Genomic DNA, 1,419 nt, shown 5'->3' with positions numbered 1-1,419 from the left:
ATGCTGAGGGCCCGCGCCGAACGCCGGGCGGGCGGGTGGGTGCTGAACGGCCACAAGATGTTCATCAGCGGCGGCGTGGGCGCGCATTTTGCCCTGGTGCTGGCGCGCGCGGAGGCGGGCGCCACGCTGTTTCTCGTGGAGGCCGGCAATCCGGGCTATCGCGTCCAGCGCGACATCGGCATGGCCACCGGGTACCAGATAGGCGGCCACGCGGAAATCGTCCTGCAGGACTGCCGGGTCGACGACGATGCCGTGCTCGGCGAACCCGGCCGGGCCTTCGAGTATGCGCAGCTGCGGCTGGAACCCGCGCGGCTGTCGCACTGCATGCGCTACATCGGGCGCGCAAGCCGCGCCCTGGAACTGGCGCAAGACTACGTGCAACGGCGCACATCGTTCGGCAGCCGGCTGGCCGACCTGCAGCAGGTGCAGGCCATGGTGGCCGATTCGCACATCGACCTGCATACCAGCCGCCTCATCACCGCGGAATGCGCCACGCTGCTGGACGAGGGGCGCCCGGTGAAAGACTTGTCGGCCATGGCCAAGGTCCATGTGTCGGAAGCGGTGAACCGCGTGGCCGACCGGGCCGTGCAGATGATGGGTGCCCTGGGCATATCCGACGACACGCCCGTGTCCATGATCTGGCGCGAACTGCGCCCCTTCCGCATCTACGACGGCGCCAACGAATTGCATCGCGCGACGCTGGCGCGGCGCATCCTGCGCCAGCCTTCCGGTGACTTCAAACAGGAGACCGCATGAACATCCCTTCTTTCCAGGCATTCCGCCTGCATGCCCCGCAAGCGGGCGACCGGCCCGAGGGCCGTTTCGAGACGCTGGACATCGGCGACCTGTCGCCCGGCAACGTGGTCATACGGGTGGCATATGCCGGGCTGAACTACAAAGACGCGCTGGCGGCGGCGGGCAAGGGCCGCATCATCCGCAACTATCCGCGCATCGGCGGGATCGACCTGGCGGGCACGGTGGCCGCGTCGGACGACCCGGCCGTGCCGGTGGGCCAGGAAGTGGTGGTGCACGGTTTCGGCATCGGCGTGGATTGCGACGGCGGCTATGCGCAGTATGCGCGCGTGCCGGCCGAGTGGGTCATGCCTTTGCCGCAGGGGCTGGGCCTACGCGATGCCTGCGTGCTGGGCGCGGCGGGCTATACGGCCGGCCTGGCGCTGCACTGGATGGAGCACAACGGCCTGGCGCCGCAGCAGGGGCCGGTGCTGGTCACCGGCGCTACCGGCGGCGTGGGCAGCATCGCCGTGGACATGTTCAGCCGTTGCGGCTACGAGGTGTGCGCCATGTCGGGCAAGCCGGACGCCCAAGACTACCTGCGGCAGCTGGGCGCGCAACTCGTTGTTCTGGTGGTTGTTGTTCTGGTTGCCATTGTTGAAGTTCTGGTACCACGCCCAGCCGGAT

At 68.6% G+C, this 1,419-nt stretch carries 2 protein-coding genes; both read left to right on the top strand.

What is annotated here, in order from left to right:
• On the top strand, positions 1-756 hold a 756-nt coding region (locus tag LPZ50_RS24805), incomplete at its 5' end, for an acyl-CoA dehydrogenase family protein (RefSeq protein WP_230665487.1).
• Positions 753-1,419: alcohol dehydrogenase catalytic domain-containing protein (locus tag LPZ50_RS24800; RefSeq protein WP_230665486.1), on the top strand; the 667-nt coding region annotated here is incomplete at its 3' end. The genes LPZ50_RS24805 and LPZ50_RS24800, both read left to right, overlap by 4 nt.

Source organism: Bordetella petrii, assembly GCF_020991325.1.
Taxonomy (GTDB): domain Bacteria; phylum Pseudomonadota; class Gammaproteobacteria; order Burkholderiales; family Burkholderiaceae_B; genus Bordetella_A; species Bordetella_A petrii_E.
This window is presented reverse-complemented; position numbering and strand designations above follow the sequence as displayed.